Origin of the sequence: Planomonospora sp. ID91781 (assembly GCF_015711595.1) — a bacterium.
Taxonomy (GTDB): Bacteria; Actinomycetota; Actinomycetes; order Streptosporangiales; family Streptosporangiaceae; genus Planomonospora; species Planomonospora parontospora.
Genome location: NZ_JABTEY010000002.1, coordinates 91,495 through 115,369 on the forward strand (window position 1 = coordinate 91,495; position 23,875 = coordinate 115,369).

A 23,875-nucleotide genomic window follows, 5' to 3' on the forward strand; every position below is an offset into this window, starting at 1 on the left:
AGGCTAACCGCTGTCACCAGCCGGGCAGTCAGCCGAGAGAGGGCAGAAGATGGCGTTTTTCCGACCGCGAGTGAGCCGGGAGGCGGAGGTTCGCTACCACGCTGACCAGGAGGTCGGGAAGAGCTTCCCCGAGCTTCTGCGGAAGGCCCGCCTGGCCGAGGCCGCGCTGCGCGAGGTGCAGGCCACCACGACCTCCTCCGCCGAGCGGCGGGCCGCCGCCCTGGTCCTGGACAAGGCATTGACCGAGGCGCTGCGCGCCGCCGAGGCCAACCAGCGGGTGGCCTTCGGCGTCAGGTCCTACGACGACCGGCTCCGCCGCCGCAAGGGCCGGGCGACCCCCAGAGGAGCCGAGTGGACCACCGAGGTCGAGCGCCTGCGCACTCTGCGTGAGCGCAACCGCCTCGTCGACATGCCGCGCGACGTGCTCCCCGTCGGCACCGCGAACCGCGCGGGCACCACGCCCTGAGACCCGGGCGCCGGACGCGCCGAGCCCCGGTACGGCGGGACCGTACCGGGGCTCGGCGCGTCCGCGGGGCTCAGCTGGCCCAGTCGAGCAGCGGGCGGGTGTTGCTCGGGTGGCGCAGCTTGGACAGGGATTCCTTCTCCAGCTGGCGGATGCGCTCCCGGGTCAGGCCGAGGTGCTTGCCGATCTCGTCGAGGGTGTGGGGCTTGCCGTCGACGAGGCCGAAGCGCAGGGCCATGATCCGGGCCTCCCTGGGGGAGAGGTTGCCGAGCACGCCGCGCAGCTGCTCGCCCAGCAGTTGGCGGTCCACCACCTCGGAGGCCTCCGGGGAGTCGACGTCCTCGATGAGGTCGCCGATGGTGGTCTCGCCGTCCTCGCCGATGGTGGCGTTGAGGCTGAGCGGCTGGCGGCTGGTGCGCAGCAGCTCCTCGATCTGGTCGGGGGTCCTGTCCAGCTCGACCGCCAGCTCCTCGGGCGTGGGCTCGCGGCCCAGCCGCTGGTGCATGTCGCGCTCGACGCGGGAGAGCTTGGACAGCATCTCCAGCACGTGCACGGGCAGGCGGATGGTGCGGGCGGAGTCGGCGAAGCCGCGCTGGATGGCCTGCCTGATCCACCACATCGCGTAGGTGGAGAACTTGTAACCCTTGGTGTAGTCGAACTTCTCCACCGCGCGGATCAGGCCGAGGTTGCCCTCCTGGACCACGTCGAGCAGGGCCATGCCGCGGTCGGTGTACTTCTTGGCGACGGAGACGACGAGCCGGAGGTTGGCCTCCAGCATGTGGTCCTTGGCGCGGCGGCCGTCCTCGGCGACCCACTCCAGGTCGTCGCGGACGTCGGCGGGCAGGCCGGGCTCGGACTCCAGCTTGGCCTCGGCGTACAGGCCGGCCTCGATCCGCTTGGCGAGCTCGACCTCCTGCGCGGCGGTGAGCAGCGTGCGGCGGCCGATCGACTTGAGGTAGGTGTGCACCGAGTCGCCCATGACCGACGACTGGTCGTCCAGGTCCGCCGCCGCCTGCTCCACCTCGGCCTCGAGCTCCGCCTCGTCAGGGGCGGTCCAGCCCTCCTCCGCCAGCTTCGCCTCGAGGTTCTCCGGCTCGTCGTCCGGCCCCGGCGCGGTCTTGCCGGACGGGGCGTCCTGCGGGGCGGCCGCGGCCTTCTTCCCGGCCTTCTCGGCGGTCCTGCCGCCGGCGGCCCCGGCCGTGCGCGGAGAGACCTTGCGGGCCGCCGTCTTGCGGGCGGCGGTCTTGGCCGCGGCCTTCTTGGTGGCCGCGGCGAGCGTGGGCTCGTCCTCGGCGGCCAGGCTCACGCCCGCCTCGGTGAGCTCGCGCAGGATCGTGCGGCCCTCGGCCGGGCTGATGCCCGCGTCGGCGAAGGCGTGGCGCAGCTCCGCGAGAGAAAGGTGACCCTGAACTCGCCCTCGGTCAAGGAGCTGCTCGAGGGTCGTCGGGGCCTCGGTCGAGGTCGCGGCGGCGGTTTGGGGCATGAGGACACCTCCTCCGTTACGGAGTCGTCTGTTTGCAGGTTGTGGGTGTGACACGTTGCGGGTGGGGCGGCCGGGGGACCGCTCAGCGCACCAGTACCAATAACCCCGCGGACGACCTTTCTGTTCCCGACTTGACGGGGAAAATATGATGGGATGGGCCGGTTTCAACCGGCCCATCCCATCGGAGTCCTGTCGCGCCGTCCAGAACCGCCTACCCGGTCGGGCCGGCCGGACCCTCGACAGAGCCGTCGACGGGGCCATCGACGCGGCCCTCGACCACCGGCATCGGCATCGGCCGGGCCTCCTCCATCCGGTGCTCGGTCCAGTAGCGCGCGACCTTCTCGGGTTCGGGGCCGATCTCCTTGGAGACCACGAAGTCCTCCACCGGGCCGGTCGGCTCCGGCGAGGCGGGCGGGACCGGGGCGGTCGGCGGAGCCGATCCTGCGGGGACCGGCTCGTTCGGCTCGATCGCGGGCGCGGGTCCGCCCGCCCGTCCGGCCCCGCCCGCGGAGGCGGCCGCCGCGACGGACACGCCGCCGGTGAGGACCACGGCGACGACTCCGGCGGAGACCCACGTCTTGCGGGTTGGCTTCATCGGGCTCGTCCTTCCTGCTCGCGTCATCTCTTCGACGTCGGGAGCACCCTCACGGTTCCCCTCGCAGCGCACGACGGAGCGCGGCCAGGTCCGGTTTGCCGTTGGACAGGAGCGGTATCTCGGGCACGACGACCAGCTCGGCCGGGGCCGCGTGGGCGGGCAGCCGCTCCTTGACGAAGACGCGCAGCCCGGCCAGCGACGGGGGAGCGGGGGAGACCACGACGGCGACCACCCGCTCGCCCCACTCGGGGTCCGGGCGGCCGACCACGGCGGCGTCGGCGACCGCCGGGTGCTCGGCCACGGCGGCCGCCACGGCCGCCGCGACGACCTTCTCCCCGCCGGTGTTGATCACGTCGTCGGCCCGGCCCAGCACCCGCAGCCGGCCGTCCTCCAGCGTGCCGAGGTCGGAGGTGACGAACCAGTCGCCGTCGCGGGCCGCGGAGGTCAGGTCGGGCCGGAGCCGGTAACCGGAGAAGAGGACGGGCCCGGCGATGCGGATCCGGCCGTCCGGGGAACCGCCGCCGATCCGCAGGTCCACACCGTCGAGGGGGCGGCCGTCGTAGACGCAGCCGCCGCAGGTCTCGCTCATGCCGTAGGTGGTGACGATCCGGGCGCCGGCCGCGCGGGCCTCGTCCAGCAGTCCCGGGGGAGCCGCCGCCCCGCCGAGCAGGATCGTCCGGAACGCCGACAGGTCCGCCGAGACGGCCAGGAGGCGGCGCAACTGGGTCGGGACCAGCGAGACGTGGGCGGCCCCGGAGGCGAGCACCGCCTCGGCGGAGAAGCCGTCGTGGACGACCGGCTCGGTCCCGCCCAGCAGGGACCTGACCAGCACCTGCAGGCCGGAGACGTGCGAGGGCGGCAGGCAGCAGAGCCACCGCTCACCGGGCCGGGCGCCCAGCCGCTCCAGGGAGGCCGAGGCCGATGCGCGCAGCGCGGCGGCGGACAGCTGCACGCCTTTGGGGACCCCGGTGGTGCCGCTGGTGGCGATCACCACGGCCACCTCCGGGGGGACGGGCTCGCCCCCGGGCCGCCGTACGCCGTCCAGCCGGGCCGGGCGCAGGGCCTCCAGCGTCGCCCGCAGCGCGGGGCCGGGCAGGTTCGGCGGCAGGGGCAGGATCGCCGGGCCCGCGGGACCGCTGTCGTCGAGCGCCGCGGCGACCGCGTGGAACAGCGCGGGCCCCGGCGGCAGGGTCACGGCGTGCAGCTCCCGGCCGCCTGCCCGCTTCGGAATCGAACGCATCAGCTGGAGATCCTGATCCAGGAGGGTGAACGGTGGGATTCCACCGACCCTTACCATGCTCGGGTGTCCCACCTGACGGCGGGTCACCCCCTGACGGGGACCGCATTCGTCCCCGGCCCGCAGGCAGAGGCCCTGTGCGGGCCTTCGGTAAGGTTAGTGCCGACGAGCCGGACGACGACCGAGGGGCCGGCGCGGGGGAAGGGGCGAGACGATCGTGACGGTCGGCTGGAAGCGGTCGGATGACTACGAGGACGTCGTCCGCGAGGCCGCTGAGGAGACCGTGAGGATCGCGGCCGACCGGCCGGAACGCCGCGGCGCCTCCCGGTCCGGTGCGCGGACCTCCTCGCGGCGGGGCCCGGCCGGCACGGGCGGGCGGGCCCGCGAGGGCCGCGACGCGTCCGGGGAGGAGCGGGCGCCCGGCTCCGGCGCGTTTCCGCGTCGGCCGTAATGGGCGCCAGAGGATCCGGGGCACCGGAGACGGCGGAGCTCCGGGCGTTCCGGATCCCGATGCGGACCCGCTTCCGCGGGCAGACCGCCCGTGAGGGCCTGCTGCTGAGGGGTCCGGCCGGGTGGGGGGAGTTCTCGCCCTTCCCCGAGTACGGCCCGGCCGAGTGCGCCCGCTGGCGTGCCTGCGCCGAGGAGGCGGCCTTCACCGGCTGGCCCGCGCCGCTGCGCGACCGGATCCCGGTCAACGCCATCGTGCCCGCCGTCGGACCCGAGCAGGCCCGCGCGATGGTACGGCGGGCCCGCTGCGGCACGGTCAAGGTGAAGGTCGCCGAGCGGGGCCAGACCTTCGCCGACGACCTGGCCAGAGTCGAGGCCGTGCGCGACGCGCTCGGCGCGGCGGGCCGGATCCGGGTGGACGCCAACGGCGCCTGGGACGTCGACGAGGCGGTGGCCCGGATCACCGGGCTGGACCGCCGCTTCGGCCTGGAGTACGCCGAGCAGCCCTGCGCGACCCTGGACGAGCTGGCCCGGGTCCGCAGGCGGGTCGAGGTGCCGATCGCGGCCGACGAGTCGATCCGGCGCGCGGAGGACCCGCTGAAGGTGCGGGCGGCGGAGGCGGCCGACATCGCGGTGGTGAAGGTGCAGCCGCTCGGCGGGGTGGCGGCCGCGCTGCGGGTGGTGGAGGCGTGCGGGCTGCCCGCCGTGGTCTCCAGCGCGGTGGAGACCTCCGTCGGCCTGGCCGCCGGGGTGGCGCTCGCCGCGGCCCTGCCCGACCTGCCCTACGCCTGCGGTCTGGGCACCCTGTCCCTGCTGGAGGGGGACGTGGTGGCCGAGCCGCTCGTCCCGGTCGACGGGACGCTCCCGGTACGGCGCTCCGAGGCGGACCCGGGAGCCCTGTCCCGCTACGAGATCGAGTCGCCCGCCTGGGTGCGGCGCCTGAAGGAGGCACGGTGAACCCCGCGACCGCGCTCGCGACCGTCCTGGTCGACGAGCTGGTGCGCTGCGGCCTCACGGACGTGGTGATCGCGCCCGGTTCGCGCTCCGCCCCGCTCGCCCTGGCCGCGCACGCCGACAGCCGGGTCCGGCTGCACGTGCGCATCGACGAGCGGTCGGCCTCCTTCCTGGCCCTGGGCCTGGCCCGGCGCGGCGAGCGCCCGGTGGCCCTGGTCTGCACCTCGGGCACGGCGGCGGCCAACTTCCACCCGGCGGTCATGGAGGCGCACGAGTCGGGGGTGCCGCTGCTGGTGCTCACCGCCGACCGCCCGCCCGAACTGCGCGACACGGGCGCGAGCCAGACGGCCGACCAGCTCAAGCTGTACGGCACGGCGGTCCGCTGGTTCGCCGAGGTCGGCGTCCCCGAGGAACGGCCCGGCCAGGTCGCCTACTGGCGTTCCCTGGTGTGCCGCGCCTACCAGCGTTCGCTCGGCCCCGCCGATCCCGGCCCGGTCCACCTCAACCTGGCCTTCCGGGAGCCTCTGGTCCCCGACGGCGACGCCTCCTGGTGCGAGCCCCTGGACGGCGGCGCGGACGGGCCCTGGGTCCGCGCGCGGGTGGCGCCCCCGGGCGTCGCGCTGCACCTGCCGCAGACCCGCAGGGGCGTGCTGGTGGTCGGCGACGGCGCCGTGGGCACGCGCCGGTACGTCGCGGCGGCCGGCATGGCGGGCTGGCCGGTGCTGTCGGAGCCCAACGGCGGCGCCCGCTACGGCGACCACACGATGTCGGCCTACCACCACCTGCTGAGCACCCCGGAGTTCGCCGAGGCGCACCGCCCGGAGGTGGTGGTCACCCTCGGCCGACCCAGCCTGTCGAAGTCCCTGCTCCGGTGGCTGGGTCAGGCCGGCGAGCACGTCGTGGTCGCCCCCGACCTGACCCGCTGGCCCGACCCGACCCGCTCGGCCACCCAGGTGGCGCAGGCGGTGGAGATCCCGATCGCGGCCGGCGACGACGCCTGGCTGCACTCCTGGCGCCGCGCCGACGCGGCGGCCCGGGCGGCGATCGACGAGGTGCTGGACGACTCGGGCCTCAGCGAGCCGCGCCTGGCGCGGGACCTGGCGGACCTGCTGCCCAACGGGTCGCTGCTGACGGTCGGCTCCTCCATGCCGATCCGCGACCTGGACCAGGCGATGCGGCCCAGGCGGGGGCTGCGGATCCTGTCCAACCGGGGCGTCGCCGGGATCGACGGGGTGGTGTCGACCGCGATGGGCGCGGCACTGGCCCACAACGGCCCGGCGTTCGCGCTGATGGGCGACCTGACGTTCCTGCACGACCAGAACGGGCTGGTCCTCGGCCCGCTGGAGCCCCGTCCCGACCTGTGCCTGGTCGTGGTGAACAACGACGGGGGCGGGATCTTCTCGCTGCTGCCCCAGGCCGCGTTCCGCGATCCGTTCGAGCGGGTCTTCGGCACCCGGCACGGCGTGGACCTGGCCTACACGGCCGCGGCCACCGGCACGCCGTACACCGCGGTGAGCGAGCCCGGGCAGCTGGACAAGGCGCTGCGCGGGCAGGGGGTGCGGATCGTGGAGGTGCGCACGGAGCGCGGGGCCAACGCGGCGCTGCACGTCACCATGCGGGAGGCGGCGAGCGCGGCGGTCCGCGCGGCCATGGCGGGGTGAGCCGGGGCATCGCGGCGACGACGCCGACCGTGCCCCGGGGAACGGGCTCATCGGCGGCAGACGCTGACGGAACCGGCGTCGGCCCGGTGAGGTCGCCACTCATAAGCGGACAAAACACCTACAGAGGGGTACAAGACTCCTTTGGAGGTGAAGGTGATGGGTACGGTCGACCGTTTCCGTGATCGGACCCGCCTGCAGGTCCTGCACACGACCGGCCTGCTGGAGGCGACGAACGTTCCGCTGCTGGACCGGGTGACCCGGCTGGCGGCCCGGTGGCTGGAGACGTCGGTGGCCATGGTGTCGCTGATCACCGCCGACCGCCAGGTCGTCATCAGCGCGGCCGGGCCCGCCGATCCGTGGAGGGCCCAGCACAATCCCCTGTCGCAGTCGTTGTGCCAGCACATCGTGGCCACCGGCGCGCCGCTGGTCGTGCCGGACGCCCGTACCGACGAGCGCTGGTGCGAGGTGGAGGCGGTGGGCGGCGGGCACCTGCTGTCCTATGCGGGGATGCCGCTGCACACCGAGGGCGACCGGGTGCTCGGCGCGGTCTGCGTGATCGACGACCGGCCCCGGCAGTGGAACGCGGAGCAGCTGGGCACGCTGGAGGACCTGGCCGCGATGGTGGAGGCGGAGATCGCCGTGCGGCTGGCGCACGCGCAGGCCGCGCTCGACCATGTGCCGGAGGCGGCGCTGTCCTTCGACGCCGCCGGGGAGGTGATGGCGTGGAACGCCGCGGCCGAGCGCCTGTTCGGCTGGTCGCCCGCCGAGGCGCTCGGCAGCCCGGTCGAGGAACTGGTCTGCCCGCGACGGTTGCGCGCCGGTTGGGAGCAGGTCCTGCGCCGGGTGCGGGAAGAGGACGGACCGGCGGGGCGGCGCCTGGAGCTGACCGCGGTCGACCGGTCCGGACGGGAGTTCCCCGCCGAGATGCTCGTGCGCACCGCCGCCGGCGGCGGCGACGGGCTGCTGTACGACGCCCTGCTGCACGACATCACCGACCAGAAACGCCTCGGTGTGCTGCGCCGCGTTCAGCAGGAGGTGGTGCAGGTACTGGCCGAGGCCGCCTCCAGCCGGGAGGCCGCCGCCGGGGTGCTGGCCGCGGTCACCGGCGCGCTGGGCTGGACCTGCGGTGAGTACTGGCAGGTGCGGCCCGACCGGAGCGGTGTCACGCGTATCGCCTCCTGGGTGCGGCCCGGACGGGAGGCATCGGTCTTCACCGGCGCCGAGCCGCTCACCTTCGAGCGGGGGAGAGGACTGGCCGGGCTGGTGTGGGACAGCGGCCGCGCGATGTGGGTGGCCGACCTGTCCGCCGACGACCGCGACTTCGTCCGCAAGCACGAGGCGCTGCGGGCCGGTCTGCACGCCGCCATCGGCCTGCCCGTCCACAGCGGCGGCCAGGCAGGGGGCGTGCTGGCCTTCTTCGCCGACACGGTCCAGGAGCCCGACGAGGACCTGGTCACCCTGTTGGACGGGATCTGCGCCCATGTGGGCCGGTACATGGAGCGCCGCCGCGCCGAGGAGCTCGCGCTGGAGCTGGCCGGGAGCCGCCGTTGGTTCGAGCAGATCATCGCCCAGCTCGACGACGACGTGTGGACGGTGGAGACCGGCCCGGACGGGGCGGCCCGCTGCCTGAACACCAGCCCCAACCTCGCCAAACTGCTCGGGGGGCCGCCGCCCGAGGGCGTCGATCCAGCCGAGGTCGTCATGCGCCGGATCCACCCCGGCGATCTCCCGGCCATGGCCGACTTCCGGTCCGCGGTCTCCTCCGGTCGCAGAGCGGAGATCGAATACCGCCTGGTCGGGCTGGACGGCGTCACCCGCTGGATCTGGATGCGGGGCATGCCACGCCGCGAAGGCGGCCGCCTGCTGGTCGACGGCATCTCCACCGACGTCACCGAACGCCGCCGGATCGCCGAGGAGCGCGAGCGCCTGCTGGCCGCCGAGCAGGAGCAGGTGCGCCGTCTGCGGGAACTGGACCGGATGAAGGACGAGCTGATGGCGCTGGTCACCCACGAGCTGCGCAACCCCATCGGCGCCGTCCGCGGCTACGCCGAGCTGCTGCTGGACGACGCGGACCTGACCGATGGGCAGCGTGCCTTCACCGAGGTCATCGACCGCAAGAGCGCCCACCTGCAACGTCTGGTCGACGACCTGCTCGAACTGGCCCGTCTGGAGGCCGGGCACATCGGCATCGACCCCCGGCCCCTGGCGCTGACCGGCCTGCTGCGCGAGGCCGTCGACGACCACCGGCCCGCCGCCGAGGCCAAGCGGCTGACCGTCGGCGCCGAACTCGCCCAGGCTCTGCGCGTGCACGCCGACCCGGTGCGGTTGCGCCAGATGATCGACAACCTGCTGTCGAACGCGATCAAGTACACCCCTCCGGGCGGGAGGGTGACCGTCACCGCCCAGCCCGCGGCCGGCAGCGCCTGTGCGAGCGGATCGGTCATGATCACGGTGGCCGACACCGGTATCGGCATCCCTCCCGAGCAGTACGGGCAGCTGTTCCACCGGTTCTTCCGCGCCTCCACCGCCAAAGACGCCGGGATCAAGGGAACCGGCCTGGGCCTGGCCGTGACCAAGGCGATCGTGACCGCGCACGGCGGCACCATCACCGCCTCCCCCCGCGGCGGGGGCGGCACGGTCTTCACGGTGTGCCTCCCCGTGGACCCGCCGGAGACCTGATGCCGCGGGCGGCTATGCCGCCCACTCGGCGAGCAGGTCTTCGGGCCACGTCATGCGGTCGCACAGTCCGTCCCAGCCCAGCAGGGTCAGCAGCCGCTGCACATGAGGCGGCACATCGCCCAGGCGCACCCGGTGCGATGCCGGACACGCGCAGGTCAACAGGGCGCGCAGCCCGGAGACGTCGATGAAGCTCACCTGGCCGACGTCGATGACGGTGCCCGCATCGCACGCGCCGTGGCCGTTCAGGACACGCGCCAGCACGGCGCTGTTGCCGGCGTCGATCTGCCCGCTGAGCCTCAGCACATGACCGGACCGCCCGGCGTAACGGGCGATCCGGAGACGCTGATCGCCGTAGAGCGGCTGCTCCACCGGCGCGGGCGCGCCGCTCTCCGGCCGCCGTCCGCCATGGAGCGTCAGGTCGCCGTCCACCGGCGCCGTCCTCGACGGAGCCCCGGCAGTGGAACCGGCGCCGGCCGGCCTGGCATCCACCTCGGCAACAGAGCGGTTCGTCATGACGCTCCTGCGATCCCTCACTTGTCCGTGTGGTAGGGTTGATCGACCACTCCCGAAGGATAACCCCGAACTGGGTTACATGAAATATCCTTCGTATGAGATCGTGAGCAGAAAGAGACCGCACGCGATCCGGTTCGCGAGGCGAACCTGCGGGCAGCGAACTTCCAGGGTGAGATCATGGGCAGCTCTGACACCGACCGGCCTTCCGCCCGATGGACGTTCCTCACCAACCACGCCCGGGTCCTGCTGATGATCGCGCAGGATCCGCAGATCCGCCTGCGCGATGTGGCCGCCGGGATCGGGATCACCGAACGGGCCGCGCAGGCGATCGTCGCCGACCTGGAGGAGGCCGGCTACCTCACCCGCACCCGGGTGGGGCGGCGCAACCACTACAGCATCGACGCCACCCGGCGCTTCCGGCATCCGGCGGAGGCGGATGTGCGCATCGACAGCCTGCTCAGCATCTTCACCCATCGGGATCGCCCCGCCGCGGCCCCGTGACGGGGCGTTCTCCGCGTCCTCCTGCGCGTCGGACCACCCGGGGTCCGGCACGGCTTCCCCGCGACCTGCCCGATGAAATCCCTCATATGGGTAGGAAAGGTGTGAGGGGTGGTGTGCCATGGGGGCGAGTGATCAAGATCGCATCGGCGACCCGGAACGGCTGCAGGCACTGCACGCCACCGGTCTGCTCGACGCGCCGGAGGTACCGGTGCTGGACCGGGTGACCCGGATGACGACCCGGCTGCTGGACGTGCCGGTCGCGATGGTGTCGCTGATCACCGAGGACCGGCAGGTCGTCGTCAGCACGGCGGGGATGGCCGATCCGCAGGCGGTGCGGGAGAACCCCCTGGCGCGGTCGCTGTGCCGGCACGTCGTGGCCGACGACGCGCCTCTGGTGATCGACGACGCCCGCGGTGACGGGCGCTGGCACGATCTCGTGGAGAGCACCGGCGGGCGGCTGGCGGCCTATGCCGGGGTGCCGCTGAACACGCCGGCCGCGCAGGTGATCGGTGTGCTGTGCGTCATCGACGCCACGGCCCGCACCTGGAGCCGCGAGCAGGTGCGGATCCTGGAGGACCTGGCCGCCCTGATCGAGCCCGAGATCGCGTTGCGGCTGGCCCGCGCCGACGCCGCGCAGGGGGCCGCGGGCAGGCAGCAGGAGCGCACCTTCCTGCGCGCCCTGCTCGACAGCCTGGAGGTGTCGGTGATGGCCTGCGACGAGAACGGCAGACTGGTGATCAACAGGCCGCTGCGCGAGAGCCTGCACACCGACACCCCGCCCTCCGACGTGCACTCCTGGCTGCGCTCCTATCCGTTGTACGCCCCCGACGGGCGGACTCCGCTGGCGGTCGAGGAGATGCCGCTGGCCCGGGCGTGGGCCGGTGAGTGCTTCCACGGGCGGCAGGTGGTGGCCGAGACCGATGCCGGGCCGCGCCGCTTCCTGGTCAACGGCCGGCCCATCGACACGCCGGAGGGGCACCGCCTGGGCGCGCTGGTCGCCGGCCACGACATCACCGACTCGTACCGCATCGGCCTGCTGCGCGAGGCCCAGCAGGCCGTCACCCGGGTGCTGGCCGACGCCGCCTCCAGCCAGGAGGCCGCCGCCGGCGTGGCCGCCGCGGTCACCGACGCGCTGGGGTGGGCCTACGGCGAGTACTGGCAGGTCGACGGGGACCAGAGGGCCATCACCAGGATCGGTAGCTGGAGCAGGCCCGGACGGGACCTGTCCGCCTTCACCGCAGACCATCCGGAGGTGTTCGTCAGGGGGGAGGAACTGCCGGGGCTGGCCTGGGAGCGCGGTGAGCCGGTCTGGATCGCGGACACGGCGGCCGAGCCGGCCGGTACCCCCCGGGTGCGGGCCGGTCTGCGGGCCGGTCTGCGTTCGGCCGTGGCCCTGCCGGTGCGCAGCGGCGCGCAGGTCCTGGGCGTGCTGACCTTCGCCGGCGACCACCCCCGGCAACCCGACGACGATCTGGCCGACCTGCTGGACGGGGTGTGCGCCCATGTGGGCCGGTACATGGAGCGCCGCCGCGCCGAGGAGCTCGCGCTGGAGCTGGCCGAGAGCCGCCGCCGGTTCGACCGGATCATCGACCAGCTCACCGACAAGGTCTGGACCGTCGAGATCCGGCCCGACGGCACCGCCCGCCCGGTCTACGTCAACACCGAGCACACCACCGTGTTCGGCGGGCGGCTGCGCCTGTCGCCCGACGACGACTTCATCGCCGTCATGCTGCGTTTCGTCCATCCCGGAGACCGGGACGCCTTCGGCGCCTTCTGCGCCGAGCTCATCGCCGGGCGGCGGGCCGAGCTGGAGTACCGGCTCATCGGCCTGGACGGCGTCACCCGCTGGATCTGGAGCCGGGGCGCGCCCCGCCGGGAGGGGGAGCGGCTGCTGGTCGACGGCATCTCCACCGACGTCACCGACCGCCGCCAGATCACCGAGGAGCGCGAGCGCCTGCTCGTCCAGCAGCAGCAGCAGGTTCGCCGCCTGCGCCAGGTGGACGAGGTGAAGAACCAGTTCCTGCGCACCGTCAACCACGAACTGCGCACCCCGCTGACCTCGATACACAGCTACCTGCAGCTGATCCGCGAGGGCGACCTGGACGCCGCGACCCAGGCGCGCTTCCTGGAGGTCATCGACCGCAACAGCACCCGGCTGGGTCAGCTGCTGGACGAGCTGCTGCTGATGGCCAGCCTGAACGCCGGAAACGCCGCCTTCACTCCGGCCGAGACCGATCTGGTGGCCTTGGCGCAGAACGCCGTGCAGGCGATCACCGCCCAGGGGCGCACCGAGCACCTGGCCGTGACCGTGCACGCCCCGGCACCGGTGATCGCCTGGGCCGATGCCGGGCGCATCCGGCACGCGCTGGCCCACCTGCTGGACAACGCGGTCAAGTTCACCCCGCCCGGCGGCCGCATCGACGTCACCGTCACCGCCGGCCCGGCCCCGGCGATCGAGGTCGCCGACACCGGCACCGGCATCGACCCCCAGGACCTCGACCATGTCTCCGACGACTTCTACCGCGGCGGTACCGCCGAGCAGCGGGCGATCGGCGGCACCGGCGTGGGCTTGGCCCTGGTGCGGAGAATCGCCGACATGCACGGCGGGAACGTGCACATCGAGAGCGGTCCCGGCCACGGCACCCGGGTCCGCCTGACCCTGCCCGCCAAGGCCGCTCCCGCTGCCGCACGGCAGGCCCGCCGGAGGTCGTCGCCTTCGTCCGGGCGGCCGCGGCGGCGCCGCTGAGGCCGGGTACGGTCAGCCCTCCGGCGCCGGCCGTGCGGCGGGAAGCGGGCCCGGCCCGGTGAATCCCGCCTGATCCGGGATCAGCGGGGGAACAGCTCGAAGCAGACGGCCGGCCGGCCGCCGAAGCGGGCCGAGGCCTCCGAGGTGGCCTGGGAGACGAGTGCGCGGCAGTATTCCTCCGGCTTCCGGTCGGTGAGCGCCTCGATGTAGGTGCGGTGCGCCAGCAGGGAGCGGACGGCGCGTTCCAGGTGATCGCTCACGTCGACGGCGTGGGTCGGGTGGGGGGAGCCGTTCACGGCGACCCAGCGCACGCCGTTCCAGGGGGTGAAGCCCTCGGCGGCCAGCTCGGGGAAGATCCACCGGTTTCCCGCGTCGGCGGCGGCGTCCAGGACCGCCCGGCCCACGGCGCGGTGGTCGGGGGTGTTCCAGGAGGTGCGGCCGTCCCAGGTGTCGTGGTGGTTGAGAGTGATCAGCAGCTCCGGCCGGCGGCGCCGGATCTCCCGGGTCAGCTCCCGCCGCAGGGCGGGGCCGTACTCGATCACTCCGTCGCGGTGGTCGAGGAAGTCGACCGAGGTGACGCCGACCACGGCGGCCCCGGTCCGCTGCTCGCTCTCCCGCAGGGCGGCGGCCTGGCCGGGGGGCACCGTGTCGATGCCGGCCTCGCCCCTGGTGACCAGCAGATAGAAGACCTCGCGTCCCTCGCTGGTCCAGCGGGAGATCGCCGCCGCGGAGCCGTACTCCAGATCGTCGGGATGGGCGACGATCGCCAGCGCCCGGGTCCAGTCGCTGGGCATCGCTTCGAACTGCTCGGTCATCGGAGCCTCCCGCAGTGAATCTACATCGCAGAGGCGGCGATCATGGCCGCCGTCACGGTGCGGATCGTCGCCTACCGGCGGCCGCGCCGGATCGGCGGGGGCGAACCGGCGTGCCCGCCTCCGGCGCGGAGCGGAAGTCCGACCAGCAAAGAATCTACATTGTAAAACCAGCGGCCTGGATACTCTGATGCGGTGGCCGAGCCGTACCTGACCCTGGGCGAACCCGTCGAGCACGAGATCGAGATCAAGCGGTCGCGGTTCATCTGCGCGATCGTCCCGGCCGCCTCGGAGGAGGAGGCGCGCGACTTCGTCGCCGGGCGCAGGGGGCTCCACCCCGACGCCACGCACAACTGCTCGGCCTACGTGATCGGCGACCGGCGGCTGCAGAAGGCCGACGACGACGGCGAGCCCGGCGGGACGGCGGGCACGCCGATGCTGGAGACCCTGCTGCGCCGGGGCCTCGGCGACGTGGCCACGGTGGTCACCCGCTACTTCGGCGGGGTCAAACTGGGCGCGGGCGGGCTGGTCCGCGCGTACGGCGGGGCGGTCGGCAGGACGCTGGACCTGGTCGTGCCGGTGGAGATGGTGCCGGCCAGGATCATGACCGTGACCGTGGACCACCTCCGCGCCGGGCGGCTGGAGAACGACCTGCGGATCTCGCCGTACGAGGTGCGCGGGGCGGTCTACGGCGCGCGGGTCGGTCTCGAGGTGGCGGTGCGGGAGTCGGAGCTGGGGATCTTCCCCGACTGGGTCGCCACGCTGACGGCGGGCCAGGCCGTCATCGAACCAGGTGAAACGGTGTATCTCCGGAAAGTCTGACGGGTCTTCCCCCTCCATGAGGTCAGAGGAACTGTGAGATGGGTCACATCGCTTCCGGGTGTGACGCGGCCGCCTCCGGCTCCGCCGGGCCGTCCCTCCTCTCGCCGAGTGGTTCCGGCTCCGGTCGTCCTCCCTCCTTCGCGCGGTCACTGCAACGTCCTGACGTGCGAAGACGTCAATGGGCGGTGGCCGCCTCCGGCGAACCGCGGGGCCGCCGCCGCCGGATGGCCGGATCTTGGGGTTTTCCACACCCTCCGGCTGGGGAGGCCGTCACTCCACAACGGCGCTCTACCTCATGCATGGCATATCCAGGGTTCCCTAGCCTTGTCCCCATGAGTTCAACGACTGTCGACGGAGTCGCCGGGTGGGCGATCAACCTTATGGAGACCCTGGGAGCGCCCGGGGCCGGGATCGCGATCGCGCTCGAGAACCTGTTCCCGCCGCTGCCGAGCGAGGTGATCCTGCCGCTGGCAGGCTTCACCGCCAGCCAGGGGAACATGGGCCTGTTCGACGCCGTGCTCTGGACCACCCTGGGATCGGTGATCGGTGCGCTGGCGCTGTACGCGGTGGGCGCGCTGCTCGGCCGCGAGCGGGTGATCGCGATCGCCTCCAAGCTGCCGCTGGTCAGCGTCTCCGACATCGAGAAGACCGAGGCCTGGTTCGCCAGGCACGGCAAGAAGACGGTCTTCTTCGGGCGGATGATCCCCATCTTCCGCAGCCTCATCTCGATCCCGGCCGGCGTCGAGCGCATGCCGCTCTCGATCTTCACCCTGCTCACCCTGATGGGCAGTCTCATCTGGAACACGGCGTTCGTGATGGCGGGGTACGCACTCGGGGAGAACTACCACCTGGTCGAGCAGTACATGGGGATCGTCTCCAAGGCGGTGCTGGGCGTCGTCCTGCTGGCCATCGTCATCTTCATCACGGTCCGGATGAAGGACCGCGGCAAGGGCAAGCACCACGCCGGATGACGGCGGGGCGGTCGGGGCGGTCAGGGCGTCGGCCGGGACCGCTCCGGGCGGGGCCCCGGTGCTGACCGGACCGGTCCTCGCGGCCGGTCGGTTCCGGGCGGTCCCGGCATCCGGGGCCGCGGGCGGCGCCATGCTGCGGGGATCGCCGAGTGCGCTCGCGCCACGGGGGTGCCCGGCCGCCGTGTCATCGGAGTCGCCGGCCGCGTCATCGGGATCGCCGCCCCATCGGGCTTTCCGCGCCGCCGTATGAGGGCCGCCGAGCCTCCGTTCAGCCCTCCAGGGCGTACTGCATGACCCGGAACTTGGCCTGGGCCTCGGCGAGCTCGGCGGCCGGATCGGAGTCGCCCATGATGCCGCAGCCGGCGAAGAGCCGGGCGTGGGCGCCCTCGATCTGGGCGCAGCGCAGGGCGATGCCCCACTCACCGTCGCCGCGGGAGTCGATCCAGCCGACCGGGCCGGCGTATCCGGCCCGGTCCATGCCCTCGAGCTCGCGGATGACCTGCAGGGCGGTCCGGGTGGGGGTGCCGCCGACGGCCGCCGTCGGGTGCAGGGCGGCGACCACGTCCAGGACCGAGAGCCCGGCGGACAGGTGGCCGGTCACCGGGCTGGCGAGGTGCTGGACGTTGGGGAGCACGAGCAGCTCGGGCTCCTCCGGGATCTTCAGCTCGGCGCAGAGCGGGGCGAGGGTCCGGCGGACGGAGTCGATCGCGCAGGCGTGCTCGCGGCGGTCCTTGGCGGAGGCGAACAGGGCGGCCCCGCGTGCCGCGTCGTCGTCCGGGCCGGTGCCGCGGGGGGTGGTGCCGGCCAGGACTAGGGACTCGACGGTCTCGCCGGTGCGACGGACCAGGAGCTCGGGGGTGGCGCCGACCAGCCCGGCGCAGGAGAAGGTGTAGCACTCGGGGAAGCGCCCGGCCAGGCGGGACAGGAGCACCCGCACGTCGATGGGGTGTTCGGCGACGGCGGTCAGGTCGCGGGCGAGCACGGCCTTCTCCAGGCGGCCGGACCGGATCCGGCGGGCGGCCTGCGCGACGGCGTGCTCCCATTCGGGAGCGGTGAGGCTGCCGTCCCCGTAGCTGATCCGGCCGGGGTCGCGGGGGGCGGTGATCTCGTCGAGGCGCCCCTCGCCGATGGTGGTGAGCCAGGCCCGGCCGTCACGGCGGGCGAGGACCGTCCGCGGGACGACGAGGACGGACCCCGGGGAGGCGGGGTCGAAGGTGAAGGAGCCGAAGGCGACGGGGCCGGAGCCGGGGGCGTGCGCCTCGTCGTCGACGTGGGCCCCGGCGAAGACGGACGAGAGCCAGTCGCGGGCCCAGTCGAAGCGCCCGGGGCCGGGCGGCACGCTCACCCGCGCGGCCTCCCCCCAGGCGACGAGGCCCTCGCCGTGCCGGATCCAGGCATGCGGGGCGGCGGCGGGAAGTCGAGTGAGCAGGTCGCCGGGGTCGGCGACGAGGGCGGTTCTCACCACGAGAGGACGGGTCGATCCGAGCGCGGCTCTCACCCCTGACACTCTATGCGGAAACTGAACGTGTTCGACGGCGGCCCCCCGGGGTAGGCACGGCCTCAGGGGTCTGTCAAGGGAACCAAGGGAGTCGGTCAACCGGGAGCGCCGTCCTGGCCTGCGGTGATACATCCGGGAGCAGATGTGAGCTCTCACCCGGAGGTGCCATGGCGCGCAGGAGTGTGACCGTGTCCACAGCGACACCGACGGCGAAACTGACGGCGACACTGACGGCGACGGCGGTCCTGCTGGTCGGCTGGGCGGGCCCGGCAGGGGCCGCCGGGGCTGAGGTGCGCCGGACGGCCGTGCCGTGGCGGCCGGTGGTCATGGCGGCGCTGGGCGACTCCATCAGCGCCGGGTTCAACGTCTGCGGCTGGTACGTCTCCTGCACCTCGCGCTCGTGGGCGGCGGGGGACCACGCCGAGGTGCTCAGCCACTACCTGCGGCTGCTCGCCCGGGACGAGGCAGTCGAGGGGCACAACGTCAACCTCGCCGTCCCAGGTGCGACCAGCGCCGACCTGTCCGGGCAGATGACGCGGGCGGTCGCGCGGCGGGCCGACTACGTGACGGTCCTGATCGGGGCCCAGGACGCCTGCGTGCCGGAGGAGCGGAGGATGACGCCGGTCCCGGTCTACCGGGCCAGGGTGGCCGCCGCGCTGCGGCTGCTGAAGGAGCGGCGGCCGGGGGCGCGGGTGTTCCTGGCCAGCATCCCCGATCTGAAGCGGTTGTGGCGGGTGGGCAGGGGCAACGCGGCGGCCCGCGGTTTCTGGACGGTGGGCCGCATCTGCCCCACGATGCTGGCGCGCCCGGCCTCCACCGCCCCGGCCGACCGGGCGCGCCGCGATCGGGTGCGGGCGCGGGTCGCGGCCTACAACAGGGCGCTGGCGGACGTCTGCGCGGAGTACGGCCGGGCGTGCCGGTTCGACGGCGGGGCGGTGTTCCGCCATCCCTTCACGCTGGACCACGTCAGCGGATGGGACTTCTTCCACCCCAACGCCGCGGGGCAGCGGCTGATCGCCAAGACGACCTTCGCCGCGGCCCGCGGCTGGCTCGACGAGCCCGCCGACGAGCCGGCCGGGCGACGCTGACCGGGCCCCCTCCGCTCCGTCCGCTCCGGGCGGGACCCGGCCGCGGCGGGCACGGCCGGGTTCACCCCTCCAGGGCTGCGAGGAGCGAGGCGGTCCGCCCGGGCTCGGAGAACATCGGCCAGTGGCCGGTGGGGAGCTCGGCGAAGCTCCACTCAGGCCCGGCCAGCGCCGTGAAGAACGGGTGGCCGGAGGAGATCATCGCGTGGACCTGCTCCATCGGGAACGAGCACGCGACGAGCGTCTTGGGCAGGCGGGCCGCCGCGCCGGTGAGCGCCAGCGGGGCGGTCATGGCGCCGTACGGCTGCGGCGTCGCGCGGGACGCGAACCAGGCGCGCTCGGCCTCGCCCAGGCCCTCCAGGCTGGCCCCGGTCTTCTCCAGCTCCTCCCAGGACGGCAGCGGGTAGGCGGTGCCGCCCTGCTCGGCGACCCGCCGCTCGACGAAGGCCCGCTCCGCGGGCTCGTTCATGTCCGTCCAGGCCGTGCCGTCGGCCATGGGGCCGCTGTCGAGGTAGACCACGCGGGCGATGCGCTCGGGGATCCGGTCGGCCGCCCCGGTGACGGGCCCGCCGCCGCCGCTGTGCGCGACGAGGACCACGTCGTGCAGGTCGGCGTAGACGATCGTGTTGACGATGTCCTGGACGTGGGTCTCCAGGTCGGTCTCCGCGGTGGCCAGGTGGACCCGGTCGCCGAGGCCGGTGAGGGTGACGGGGTGGACGCCGTGGCCCTCGGCGCGGAGCCGGGCGGCGACCTTCTCCCAGGCCCAGCCGCCGAGCCAGAAGCCGGGGACCAGGACGTAGGTCCGCCGGGCCGGCGTCTCGGCGGTGATGGGGGCGGGGGTGCCGGTGGTCGGCTGGCTCATGGGTTCTTCGTCCTTCCGTCGTCGTGTGCTTCCACCCTAGGATGGAATCCGGGCAGTTCCGGTCCTGATTTACGAGGTGTTTCCCATGACGGCCGCGCGGGTGCTGGCACTGCTCGAACTCCTGCAGGCCGCTCCCGGTCTGACCGGGCCGGAGCTGGCCGCCCGGCTGCAGGTCGACGAGCGCACGGTGCGCCGTTACGCGGTCCGGCTGGGCGAGCTCGGCGTGCCGGTGGAGGCCGAGCGGGGGCGCTACGGCGGCTACCGGCTGCTGCCGGGCTACAAGCTGCCGCCGCTGATGCTCACCGACGACGAGGCGACGGCGGTGGTGCTGGGGCTGGTGGCCGGGCGGCGGACCGGCCTGGCGGTGGGGGAGGCGGCGACCGAGAGCGCGCTGGCCAAGATCCAGCGGGTGCTGCCGCGGGCGCTGCGCGAGCGCGTCGACGCGGTCGCGCAGACCCTGGACCACACCCGTGCCCCGGCGGCCACGCCGGTCCCGAGGGCCGGGCCGCTGCTGGTGCTGGCCGACGCCGTCCGGCACGGGCGCACGGTACGGCTGGCCTACCGGTCGTGGCGGGGGGAGCCGTCGGAGCGGGAGCTGGACCCGTACGGCATCGTCTTCCACTCCGGGCGCTGGTACGTCGCGGGGTTCGACCACCGCAGCGGCGAGCTCCGCACCTTCCGGGTGGACCGGGTGGCGGACGCCGAGCGCACCGGGCGGGGCTTCGAGGTCCCGGAGGGCTTCGACGCGGCCGGGCACGTGACGGGGTCGCTGTCGGCGGTGCCGTACCGGCACGAGGTGCGGGTGCTGCTGGCCACGACGCTGGAGGAGGTGCGCCGCCGGGTGCCGGCGGCGGCCGCGACGCTGGAGGAGACGCCCGAGGGGGTGCTGCTGACGGCGCGGGCCGAGCGGCTGGACGGGATGGCGCAGATGCTGGCCGGGCTCGGCTGGCCGTTCACGGTGCTCGAACCGGAGGCGCTGCGCGGGGAGGTGCGGGCGCTGGCCGCACGGCTGGCGGAGTGGGCCGCGCCCTGACCTCCGTACGGTGGCCCGGCCGGCGGCACCTCCGCCCCGGCCTCCGTGGGGTGCCTGGTCGGCGGCACCCCGCTCTGACCCTCGTACGGTGGCCGCGGCCGGCGGCGCCCCCGCCCGCGTGCGGCGCCCGGAGGAGTCAGCGCGGGGGGAGCGGGGGGATGGAGAGCCGGGGCCGGTCGGCGGGGTTGGGCGTGTGCGGCGGGTGGGCGGCCAGCCGCTCCAGCGCCACCCGGATCGCGGTGTCCAGCTGGGTGTCGATCCCCGCGGCGTAGTCCTGCGGGGTGATGTCCACCTCCAGGTCGGGGTCGGTGCCGTAGTTCTCCACCCGCCAGCCCACGTCGTCGAAGGCGAAGGAGAACTCCGGCTGGGTGGTGACGGTCCCGTCGGCCAGCTGGTGGCGGGGCCAGATGCCGATCACCCCGCCCCAGGTGCGCTTGCCGATCAGCGGGCCCAGGCCCAGCAGTTTGAAGGTGTGGCTGAAGATGTCGCCGTCGGAGCCCGCCCACTCGTTGGTGATCGCGACCATGGGGCCGCGGGGCGACTCCTCGGGATAGGGCTCGGGCACGCCCCAGCGGGGGTGGTTGTAGCCCAGGCGGCGCCGGGACAGCTTCTCCAGCAGCAGGGAGGAGACGTGGCCGCCGCCGTTGAAGCGGACGTCGACGATCAGGCCCTCCCGGTCGTACTCGGCCAGGAAGCCGCGGTGGAACTCGGCGTAGCCGTCCGGGCCCATGTCGGGGATGTGCAGGTAGCCGATCCGGCCGCCGGTGCGCTCGTGGCAGCGGGCGCGGTTGTCGCGGACCCAGTCGCGGTAGCGGCCCGGCTGCTCGTCGGCGACGGCCCGCACGGTGACGGTCCGTGTCTCCTCGCCGCGGGCGACGGTGAGCTGGACCTCCTCTTCGGCCTGGTTGACCAGGTGCTCGGCGGGGCCGGTGGCGGCGTTGACGCTCTGGCCGTTGACGGCGATGATCGCGTCGCCGGGCCGTACGTCGACGCCGAGGCGGTTGAGCGGGGAGGTGGCCCCGGGGTCCCAGCGGTCGCCGTCGACGATGCGGGTGATGCGGTGCAGGCCGTCGGTGAAGGACAGGTCGGCGCCGAGCTTGCCCTGGCGGTAGTGCGGGCGGGCGCGGTAGGCGCCGCCGCTCTCGTAGGCGTGGGAGGTGCCGAGCTCGCCGAGCAGCTCCCACAGCAGGTCGGAGAACTCCCCGCGGGTGGTGACCCGGTCCACCAGCGGCAGGTAGCGGCGGTAGACGCCCGCCCAGTCGATGCCGGCCATGTCCTCGGCCCAGAAGTGCTCGCGCTGCAGGCGCCAGGCCTCGCGGAACATCTGCCGCCATTCGGCTTCGGGGCAGACGGAGACCTTGACGCGCGACAGGTCGATCCAGCCGCTCTCGCGGCCCGGGCTCTCGTCGTCCTCGGGGGTCTCGCCGGCCTTGACGACGCGCAGCCGTGAGCCGGAGCGGTAGAGCAGGGTGGCGCCGTCGCGGCCGAGCTGGAACTCCGACACGTCCGTGACCAGCGTCTCGTGCTTCTGCTTGGCGAAGTCGTAGGCGCACAGCGTGCCGTCGGAGAAGGCGGCGTGCTCGTCGCCGAGGGCGCCCTCGACGGGGTAGGTGAGGTAGACGGCCTTGCCCTTGACCGCGGCGACGGCCTCGTAGCGGCACTCGGGGACGGGGAAGGCGACGATGCGGTCCTCCAGGCCGTCGGTGTCGACGGCGAACTCGACCTCCTCCTCGTCGTCCTCCTCGTCGGCGCCGGACAGGGGCCGGGGTTCGGGGACGAAGGGGGAGCCGGTGCCGGCGCGCAGGGCCAGGGCGTAGAGGCGGGAGCCGAGGGGGAAGCCCAGGTCGAAGCCGAGCTCGTCGTAGACGGGGTTGAAGACGCGCTGGCCGACGAAGTAGAGGTAGCGGCCGGCGGGGTCGAAGGCGGGGGAGGAGTCCCAGAGCACGGGCCGGGTGGCCGGGAAGGTCTCGCCGGTGGCGGCCCGGCACAGCCTGATCGCCATGGTCTGGGCGGTGTCGCGGAAGGCGTAGGCGAGCCAGCGGCCGTCGGGTGACCAGGCGGGGTCCTCGACGGCGCCGAACCGGCTGGAGTCGATCACGGTGGCCTCGGCGGGATCGGCGGCCAGGTCGACGAGGAGCAGTTCGTTGCGGTGGTTGGTGACGGCGACGGTGTCGGCCTTGGGGGAGACCTGCAGCGCGGTGATCCGGCCGGTGTCGAGGTGGTCGAGCCGCTGGGGACCGGATCCGCCGTCGGCCGTGAGGACGGTCAGGGTCTCCCGGTCGCGGTCGTCGCTGGCGGCGGTGATCAGCCGCAGTCCGTCGTTGAGCCAGGTCAGCAGCCGGTAGCGGACGCCGTAGGGGGCGCCGTGCTGGCGGACGGGGCCTTCCCAGGCGGCGAAGGAGAACGCCTTGCCGCGGGTGGTGATCGCCAGGCCGCTGCCGTCGGGGCTGAGGGTGGCGCTGTCGAGGAAGTTCTCGGCGGCGACGAAGCGGCGGTTGCGCTGGGTGCGGGAGCTGCGCAGGCTGACCTCGACGCGGTGGGACTCCCCGTCGTCCAGCAGGTAGAGCTCGCCGCCGGCGTGGTAGACGAGCCGGCGGCCGTCGCCGGACAGGTTGCGGGCGTAGTAGTCGGTGTGGTCGGTGTGCCGGCGCAGGCCGGTGCCGTCGGCGGTGCAGGAGTAGACGTTGCCCACGCCCTCGTGGTCGGAGATGAAGTAGACGCGTCCCGAGGCCCAGCAGGGGGAGGCGAGGTTGCCGGGCAGGGCGATGAGCCGCCGGAAGACGCCGTCGCCGATCCAGAGGTCGCCGACGGTGCCGCCGCGGTAGCGCTTCCACCGGGCGGGGTCGGCGGTGTTGCGGCCGATCACGATGTGCGGGCCGTAGGAGATGGAGTTGGCCGGGCCGTACGGCAGCCGTTCGGGGCCGCGGTGCGGCAGGACGCGGTGCAGCCATTTCTGGCCGTGGAAGGGCTGGCCGGCGTCACTGGCGTACAGGATCGCCCCGTCGGGATCCCAGCCGGTGACGGTGGAGCGGGTGCCGTGGTAGGTGACGCGCCGGGCGGAGCCGCCGTCGGCGGGCATCACGTAGACCTCCTCCGGGCCCTCCTCCCGGCCGGCGAAGGCGATCCGGTCGCCGTCGGGGGAGAAGCGGGGATAGCCGGCTTCGGCGACCCCCGCGGTGAGGCGGAAGGCGCGGCCGCCGGCGGCCGGCACCATCCAGAGGTCGTCCTCGGCGGAGAACACGACGACGTCGCCGAAGACCGTCGGGAATCGCAGGTAGGCGGACATGGTGGCTCACTCCGTGGTCAGGTGGCTCGAGGACGTCTCCCGGTGCGGCCCGGACGTCTCCGGGCCCGTCCGGCCGGATCCCATGTCCGTCGCCGGAGGGGACGTTCCGGGCGGTCCGGGACGTCACGCGGTGTGACGCCGGGGCGTCCCGGAATCGTCCCCTGACGGTGCGGCGTTATTCGGCGCCCTCGGGGCGTTTGGCCTGCCGCTTGGCCTGCTTCGCCTCG

The 23,875-nt window shown here is 73.8% G+C and carries 18 protein-coding genes; 10 read left to right on the forward strand and 8 right to left on the reverse strand.

Going from position 1 to position 23,875, the window contains the following annotated elements; translation table 11 throughout:
• Nucleotides 1–49: 49 nt before the first annotated feature.
• Nucleotides 50–466 carry a hypothetical protein gene (locus HS048_RS19615; RefSeq protein ID WP_068900685.1) on the forward strand — a complete coding sequence of 139 codons (417 nt, stop codon included), beginning with the start codon at nucleotides 50–52 and terminating at the stop codon, nucleotides 464–466.
• 70 nt (nucleotides 467–536) lie between these two features.
• On the opposite strand, the gene HS048_RS37325 is transcribed toward HS048_RS19615, so the two are convergent.
• The 3 genes from HS048_RS37325 to HS048_RS19630 all read right to left on the reverse strand — a co-directional run bounded on the left by HS048_RS37325 (nucleotide 537) and on the right by HS048_RS19630 (nucleotide 3,781).
• A complete protein-coding gene (locus tag HS048_RS37325; protein WP_230881792.1) occupies nucleotides 537–1,946 on the reverse strand; it encodes an RNA polymerase sigma factor in 1,410 nt (469 codons plus the stop codon).
• Nucleotides 1,947–2,157: 211 nt separating this feature from the next.
• A complete protein-coding gene (locus HS048_RS19625) occupies nucleotides 2,158–2,541 on the reverse strand; it encodes a hypothetical protein (protein ID WP_196468163.1) in 384 nt (127 codons plus the stop codon).
• Nucleotides 2,542–2,590: 49 nt separating this feature from the next.
• On the reverse strand, nucleotides 2,591–3,781 hold the full coding sequence (locus HS048_RS19630) for an AMP-binding protein (RefSeq protein ID WP_196468164.1): 1,191 nt from the start codon (nucleotides 3,779–3,781) through the stop codon (nucleotides 2,591–2,593).
• 507 nt (nucleotides 3,782–4,288) lie between these two features.
• On the opposite strand from HS048_RS19630, the gene HS048_RS19635 reads away from it, so the two are divergent.
• The 3 genes from HS048_RS19635 to HS048_RS19645 all read left to right on the forward strand — a co-directional run bounded on the left by HS048_RS19635 (nucleotide 4,289) and on the right by HS048_RS19645 (nucleotide 9,519).
• Entirely contained in the window at nucleotides 4,289–5,182 is an 894-nt protein-coding gene (locus tag HS048_RS19635; RefSeq protein WP_230881793.1) for an o-succinylbenzoate synthase, read from the forward strand.
• Nucleotides 5,179–6,840 carry a 2-succinyl-5-enolpyruvyl-6-hydroxy-3-cyclohexene-1-carboxylic-acid synthase gene (gene menD, locus HS048_RS19640; protein ID WP_196468166.1) on the forward strand — a complete coding sequence of 554 codons (1,662 nt, stop codon included), beginning with the start codon at nucleotides 5,179–5,181 and terminating at the stop codon, nucleotides 6,838–6,840. The genes HS048_RS19635 and menD overlap by 4 nt, the downstream gene beginning before the upstream one ends.
• 156 nt (nucleotides 6,841–6,996) lie before the next feature.
• Nucleotides 6,997–9,519, forward strand: a complete 2,523-nt coding sequence (locus HS048_RS19645) for an ATP-binding protein (protein ID WP_196468167.1) — start codon at nucleotides 6,997–6,999, stop codon at nucleotides 9,517–9,519.
• A 12-nt stretch (nucleotides 9,520–9,531) separates the two neighbouring features.
• Here HS048_RS19645 and HS048_RS19650 read toward each other — a convergent pair whose 3' ends face one another.
• Nucleotides 9,532–10,032, reverse strand: coding sequence for an STAS domain-containing protein (locus HS048_RS19650; RefSeq protein WP_196468168.1), 501 nt, complete (start codon nucleotides 10,030–10,032; stop codon nucleotides 9,532–9,534).
• Nucleotides 10,033–10,209: 177 nt separating this feature from the next.
• On the opposite strand from HS048_RS19650, the gene HS048_RS19655 reads away from it, so the two are divergent.
• Together HS048_RS19655 and HS048_RS19660 are read left to right on the forward strand one after the other, a co-directional pair.
• Entirely contained in the window at nucleotides 10,210–10,533 is a 324-nt protein-coding gene (locus HS048_RS19655) for a winged helix-turn-helix domain-containing protein (RefSeq protein WP_068900702.1), read from the forward strand.
• 118 nt (nucleotides 10,534–10,651) lie between these two features.
• Nucleotides 10,652–13,279, forward strand: a complete 2,628-nt coding sequence (locus HS048_RS19660) for an ATP-binding protein (protein ID WP_196468169.1) — start codon at nucleotides 10,652–10,654, stop codon at nucleotides 13,277–13,279.
• 80 nt (nucleotides 13,280–13,359) lie between these two features.
• Here the strand turns inward: HS048_RS19660 and HS048_RS19665 are convergent, their stop codons facing one another.
• The gene (locus HS048_RS19665) at nucleotides 13,360–14,094 is read right to left on the reverse strand and encodes a PIG-L deacetylase family protein (RefSeq protein WP_196468170.1); all 735 of its coding nucleotides are present in this window, start codon (nucleotides 14,092–14,094) and stop codon (nucleotides 13,360–13,362) included.
• Nucleotides 14,095–14,286: 192 nt separating this feature from the next.
• Here HS048_RS19665 and HS048_RS19670 point away from each other — a divergent pair, with 192 nt between their 5' ends.
• Complete coding sequence (locus HS048_RS19670) at nucleotides 14,287–14,913, forward strand: YigZ family protein (protein WP_196468171.1); 627 nt, start codon at nucleotides 14,287–14,289, stop codon at nucleotides 14,911–14,913.
• 332 nt (nucleotides 14,914–15,245) lie between these two features.
• Nucleotides 15,246–15,884, forward strand: coding sequence for a DedA family protein (locus HS048_RS19675; RefSeq protein WP_068900711.1), 639 nt, complete (start codon nucleotides 15,246–15,248; stop codon nucleotides 15,882–15,884).
• A 268-nt stretch (nucleotides 15,885–16,152) separates the two neighbouring features.
• Here HS048_RS19675 and HS048_RS19680 read toward each other — a convergent pair whose 3' ends face one another.
• A complete protein-coding gene (locus tag HS048_RS19680) occupies nucleotides 16,153–17,382 on the reverse strand; it encodes an isochorismate synthase MenF (RefSeq protein WP_196468172.1) in 1,230 nt (409 codons plus the stop codon).
• Between the two features lie 188 nt (nucleotides 17,383–17,570).
• On the opposite strand from HS048_RS19680, the gene HS048_RS19685 reads away from it, so the two are divergent.
• Nucleotides 17,571–18,470: a GDSL-type esterase/lipase family protein gene (locus HS048_RS19685; RefSeq protein WP_307832562.1), complete on the forward strand. Its 900-nt coding sequence runs from the start codon at nucleotides 17,571–17,573 to the stop codon at nucleotides 18,468–18,470.
• 61 nt (nucleotides 18,471–18,531) lie between these two features.
• Here the strand turns inward: HS048_RS19685 and HS048_RS19690 are convergent, their stop codons facing one another.
• Nucleotides 18,532–19,329 carry an alpha/beta fold hydrolase gene (locus HS048_RS19690; protein ID WP_196468174.1) on the reverse strand — a complete coding sequence of 266 codons (798 nt, stop codon included), beginning with the start codon at nucleotides 19,327–19,329 and terminating at the stop codon, nucleotides 18,532–18,534.
• Between the two features lie 85 nt (nucleotides 19,330–19,414).
• On the opposite strand from HS048_RS19690, the gene HS048_RS19695 reads away from it, so the two are divergent.
• Nucleotides 19,415–20,362, forward strand: a complete 948-nt coding sequence (locus HS048_RS19695) for a YafY family protein (protein ID WP_196468175.1) — start codon at nucleotides 19,415–19,417, stop codon at nucleotides 20,360–20,362.
• A 136-nt stretch (nucleotides 20,363–20,498) separates the two neighbouring features.
• On the opposite strand, the gene HS048_RS19700 is transcribed toward HS048_RS19695, so the two are convergent.
• Nucleotides 20,499–23,648 (reverse strand): S41 family peptidase, encoded by a 3,150-nt coding sequence (locus HS048_RS19700; RefSeq protein WP_196468176.1) that lies wholly within the window; start codon nucleotides 23,646–23,648, stop codon nucleotides 20,499–20,501.
• Nucleotides 23,649–23,875: the final 227 nt, after the last annotated feature.